Annotated in this window: 4 protein-coding genes; all 4 read right to left on the bottom strand. The window is 73.3% G+C overall.

Annotated elements, in window-relative coordinates:
* Nucleotides 1-54 precede the first annotated feature (54 nt).
* Complete coding sequence (locus tag SZ60_RS12835; RefSeq protein WP_043596522.1) at nucleotides 55-1,779, bottom strand: amidohydrolase family protein; 1,725 nt, start codon at nucleotides 1,777-1,779, stop codon at nucleotides 55-57.
* Nucleotides 1,780-1,852: 73 nt separating this feature from the next.
* The gene (gene nagB, locus SZ60_RS12840) at nucleotides 1,853-2,638 is read right to left on the bottom strand and encodes a glucosamine-6-phosphate deaminase (protein ID WP_043596523.1); all 786 of its coding nucleotides are present in this window, start codon (nucleotides 2,636-2,638) and stop codon (nucleotides 1,853-1,855) included.
* Nucleotides 2,639-2,661: 23 nt separating this feature from the next.
* Nucleotides 2,662-4,383: a beta-N-acetylhexosaminidase gene (locus SZ60_RS12845; protein ID WP_197073566.1), complete on the bottom strand. Its 1,722-nt coding sequence runs from the start codon at nucleotides 4,381-4,383 to the stop codon at nucleotides 2,662-2,664.
* Nucleotides 4,384-4,387: 4 nt separating this feature from the next.
* Nucleotides 4,388-5,326: carbohydrate ABC transporter permease (locus SZ60_RS12850; RefSeq protein WP_197073567.1), on the bottom strand; the 939-nt coding region annotated here is incomplete at its 5' end.

Genomic DNA, 5,326 nt, shown 5'->3' on the forward strand with positions numbered 1-5,326 from the left:
CGTCGGCGGCGAACCCGGGGTGCGGGGCGGGCGGGCGGGTCGGGCGGGGGCGGGTCAGCGGAGGCGGCGGCCGGCGGCCCAGAGGCCGACCAACCCCGAGGGGCCCAGTCGGGGCGTCGCGTAGGTGGCCCGGTCGGCATAGGCCCCGGGGTCGACCAGCTGGAGGTCGGCGACGGCCCCGGGGGCGATGCCGAGCGCGCCTCCTGCCCGGCGCACGGCCCCGCCGCCTCCCGCGACGCCGCCCGCACCAGCACCCCCACCCGAACCCGCACCGACACCCGCACCGACACCGACACCGGCACCGGCACCCCTGCCCTCCAGCCCGAACCGCGAGGAGGCGCGGGTCGACAGGCGCGCGATCGCCTCGCCCCTCGACAGCACGGCCTGCGGCCCCGACCCGGCGTACTCGTCGAGCACGCGCGAGAACGTCCCGTACAGGCGGGGGTGCACGGTGCCGGTCTCGCGCGGCAGACCGTCCGACCCGACCAGGGTGTGCGGCCAGGCCAGGGCCGTCCGCATGCCCTCGAGGTCGGTGTGGAACACGATGACGGTCAGGGCGCCCCGCTCGGCGAGGACGAGGTCGGCGAGCACCTCGCGCGGGTCGGCCCCGACCGACGCGGCGATGTCGGACAACGACCACCCCTCGAAGCCCGCGTGCTCGGGTCGCGTGAACCCCGCCAGCGAGATCCGTGCGGGGCCGATCGCCGCGTACTGGTTCTCGAGCGTCGAGTCCGCCCAGGGCTCGAGCAGCCCGCCGAGCACATCCCTCCGCGAGCGCGTGCCGGGTCGGAGCGCCTCGAGCAGGCTCTCGACCCCGCGGTCGGCCGTGGCCGGCGGGAACAGCGACGCGACCGTCGTGCTGCCCGCGTCGTAGGGGTAGACGTCCGCGCTGACGTCGACGCCGTCGTCGCGCAGGGCGTCGAGGTGGTCGACGATCGCGGGCATGCCGCCGACGTTCCGCGGCCCGGTCACCTTGAGGTGGCTGACGTGGACGGCGGCCCCGGTCTCGCGCCCCAGCGAGGCCAGCTCGTCGATCGAGTCGCGGAGCCCGTCGGCCTCGTTGCGGACGTGGGCGACCAGCAGCGTGCCCCGCACCGCGCACTCCCTGGCCAGGGCGACGAGCTCGGGCCGGTCGGCGGCGTCGCCGGGTGCGTACATGAGGCCGAGCGAGACGCCGAGGGCCCCGGCGTCGAGTGCCTCGCCCACCGACGCCGCGATGAGCGACCGCTCGGCGGCGTCGGCCGGACGTCGCTCGAAGCCGAGCACGCCCGCCCGCAGCGGGGCGTGCGGGACGAGGGTCGCGGCGTGCAGGCCGAACGTCCCGGCGACGTCGCCCTCGGCCAGCGTCCGCACGTAGTCGGCGAACGTCGCCCATCGTCGCGCGGGGAACCCGCCGAGCACCGGCCGCGAGTAGTCCTCGAGCGAACGGTCTCGCAGGTCGGTCGGCGACGGCGCGACACCCTGGCCGCAGTTGCCGACGATCGTGGTGGTGACGCCTTGCCCGGTCTTGGGCGCGACCCCTCCCGGACGGAACAGCGCGGCATCGTCGTGGGCGTGCACGTCGACGAACCCCGGCAGCACGTCGAGCCCGCTCGCGTCGACCAGCTCGACACCGTCCGGCACCCCGGACGAGGAGGCGCGGCGCCCGTCACCCACGGACGCCGCGGCCCCGGGCCCCACGGCCGCGACCACGCCGTCGCGCACGACGACGTCCGCGACGCGACCCGCGCCTCCGGACCCGTCCCAGACCGTCCCGCCCGCGAGCACCAGCGTCGTCACGAGGACACCGCCGTCGTCACGAGGGCGCCGCCGCCGTCACGGGAGCACCACGGTCGTCGAGAGGAGGGCCGAGCTACTCGAAGCGCTGCCACACGGGCTTGTTCGCGTAGGTGTAGCGGTAGTAGTCCGCCAGCTGCAGCAACGACGCCGCGGCTTCGTCGACGACGATCGTGGCGTGCCGGTGCAGTTGCAACGCGCTGCCCGGGCACATCGCGCCGAGCGGCCCCTCGACCATGCCCGCGACGGCCGACGCCTTGGCCGACCCCTGCGCCACGAGCACGACCTCGTGCGCGTCGAGGATCGTGCCGAGCCCCTGGGTCAGGCAGTGCGTGGGCACCTGCGACGGGTCGTCGAAGAACCGCGCGTTGTCGGCTCGGGTCTGCGGCGCGAGCGTCTTGATGCGGGTGCGCGAGGCGAAGGACGAGGTGGGCTCGTTGAAGCCGATGTGCCCGTTCGCGCCGATGCCGAGGATCTGGATGTCGATGCCGCCCGCGTCGGCGATGGCCTGCTCGTAGTCGACGACCGCGGCCTCGATGTCGCTCGCTCGCCCGTCGGGCACGCGCACCTTCGACGCGTCCATGCCCAGGGGCACGACGACGTCGCGCTCGATCACCGACGCGTAGCTCTCGGGGTGCTCGAGCGGGATGCCGACGTACTCGTCGAGCGCGAACCCGGAGGCGCGGGAGAAGTCGAGCTCGCCCGCCGCGACCCGGGCCGCGAGCGAGGCGTAGATGCCGGTGGGCGACGACCCGGTCGCGAGCCCCAACACGGCCTCGGGGTCGCGCTGGACGACGGACGCGATCTTGAGGGCGGCGACGCGGCCGACCTCGTCGGCGTCGCGGACGATGACGATCTCCATGGGGGCTCCTTGCTGACGCGGCGTCAGGTGATGTTCGCCACGACCGACGCGATGTACGCCTCGCGTTCTTCCCGCGAGGCCGGCCGTCCGGGCACGCCCGGACGCTGCTGCCACGGTAGCGGCCCCGACTCGTGCCGGTACTCGACGCCGATCGCGTCGAGGCGTCCGAGGTGCACGGCGAGGCGTGTGGAGAAGTCGTCGAAGTCGCGGGGCTCGGTCGTCCACAGGGCCTCGGCGACGGCACACAACCGCGGGAAGGCGAAGAAGTCGACGGTGCGGGGCGAGTCCATGTGCTCGGTCCAGATGTTGGCCTGGCCGCCGAGCACGTGACGGGCCTCGGCCTCGTCGAGGACGGCCGGCACCGGCTCGAACGCGTACACGTCGGCGAGGGTCAACGGGATCGACACCGGGATCGGCTCGTCCGGGCCGTCGGACTGCCGGTAGTCGAGGTAGACCTGGTCGTCCGGGCAGGCGACGACGTCGTACCCGCGTTGCGCGGCCGTGACGGCCCCGGTCATGCCCCGCCACGACGCGACCGTGGCGCCGGGCGACATCGTCGAGTTCCCCTCGAGGATCTCGTCCCAGCCGAAGGTGCGTCGCCCGGCGGCCGTGAGATGCGCGTCGAGCCGACCGATGAACCACGCCTGCAGCTCTTCCTCGTCGGCGAGGCCGCGTTCGCGCATGAGCTCCTGCGTGCGCGGGTCGGCCTGCCACTGGGCCTTCGGGCACTCGTCGCCGCCGATGCCGATCCAGGTGCCCGGGAAGAGCTCCATCACCTCGTCGAGCACGTCGGTGTAGAAGTCGACCGTCGACTGCTCGGTGTTGAGGACGTCCTCGAAGATGCCCCACTCGGTGCCGACGGCGATCCGTCGCGGCTCCGCGACGGGCCTGCCGCCGACCTCGACGGCGCCGACGCCCAGGTGCGGGTACGCCGTGATCGCCGCCATCGAATGGCCCGGCACGTCGACCTCGGGCACGACCGTGATGTGGCGGGCCGCGGCGTAGGCCACGACCTCGCGGATGTCGTCCTGCGTGTAGAAGCCGCCGTGCGGCCGACCGTCCTGGGTCGCGTCCGGCCCGGCCCCCACCTGCGACGACTCCCGCCAGGCACCGACCGAGGTGAGGCGCGGGTACTTCGTGATCTCGATGCGCCAGCCCTGGTCCTCGGTGAGGTGCCAGTGCAGCGTGTTCAGCCGGTGCAGCGCCATCAGGTCGACGAAGCGCAGCACGTCGTGCTTGGGCAGGAAGTGCCGGGCCACGTCGAGGTGCGTCCCCCGCCAGCCGAAGCGCGGCCGGTCCTCGACGTCGACGGCGGGAACGACCCAGTCGACGCCGGGCACGAGAGCCGAGCGGTACGCGGCCGCGGGCAGCAGCTGACGCAGCACCTGCGCCCCGTGGAACGCGCCGGCCGCGTCGCCACCGGTGATGCGCACCCCGGCGGGTCGCGCCTCCAGCCGGTAGGCCTCCGCTCCGAGCGAGGCGTCCAGGTCGAACGAGATGCCGGTCCCGTCGGCGCTGCCCTCGCGCAGTGGCAACCCGGTCGCCGGGCGCAGCGCCTGCTGCAGCCAGGCGACGACGCCCGCCAGCTCGTCGGGCGCCGAGACGCGCGTCGCCGAGTCGAGCCGGAACGCCCCGGAGGCGCGGGTCAGCCTCGCCGGGCGGGGCACGATCGCGACCGGTGCGGTCTCGGGCGTCCCGGTGTCGGCCCGCGCGGGGGTCGAGGGGGTCGAGGGTGCGTTCGTCACGGGGTCAGCCCTTCACGGCGCCGGCGGACATGCCGGTCACCAGGTTGCGTTGGATGATCATGAAGAAGACGACGACCGGCAGCGAGAACAGCACCGAGGCCGCCATCTGCCCGCCGAAGTCGGTGCCGCTGGTCGGCGTGCTGAACGAGGCCAGCCAGACCGGAAGCGTGTACATCGACTGGTCCTTCATGAACGTGTAGGCCACGAGGTAGTCGTTCCACGCCGCGATGAAGGCGAAGATGCTGGTCGCGATCATGCCGGGCAGCACGAGCGGGAACATGATGCGCGTCAGCACCTGCCAGGTGCTCGCGCCGTCGAGCTGCGCGGCCTCTTCGACCTCGACCGGGATCGCCAGGAAGAACCCGCGCATCACCCAGATCGAGAACGGCAACGTCGACGCGACGTACGCCAGGATGAGCCCGCCGTAGGTGCCGAGCAGCCCGAGGCTGTTGAAGATCAGGAACTGCGGGATCAGCAGGGCCGTCGCCGGCAGCATCTGCACGATCAGGATGAACACCATGATCGTGCGCCGCCCGCGGAACCGGAACCGCGACAGGGCGGCCGAGGCGAACAGGCCGAGAACGATCGAGAAGACGACGGCGCCGACCACGACGATCACGCTGTTGCGCAGGTTCGTGAAGAAGTCGGACTGCGTGACCGCGACGACGAAGTTGTCGAGGGTCGGGTTCTGCGGCCAGAACAGCGGGGTCGCCGTCATCACCTCGGGGCGCGGCTTGAACGCCGTGTTGACCATCCAGTAGACGGGGAACAGCCAGACGAGGCTGAAGACGATCGCGATCGCGTTGCTGACCCAGCGGGGCTTCCGGCGGCGACGGGTCGGGCGGGCGGGCGACGGGCGGCCGGTGCCGTGGCCCGCGCGCGCCTCCTTGGTTCTCTCGTCGCGCGCGACGGTCTCGGTCGTCGTGGTGCCGACGCCGGCGGG

Origin of the sequence: Frigoribacterium sp. MEB024 (assembly GCF_000878135.1) — a bacterium.
In the GTDB taxonomy this organism is placed as follows: domain Bacteria; phylum Actinomycetota; class Actinomycetes; order Actinomycetales; family Microbacteriaceae; genus Frigoribacterium.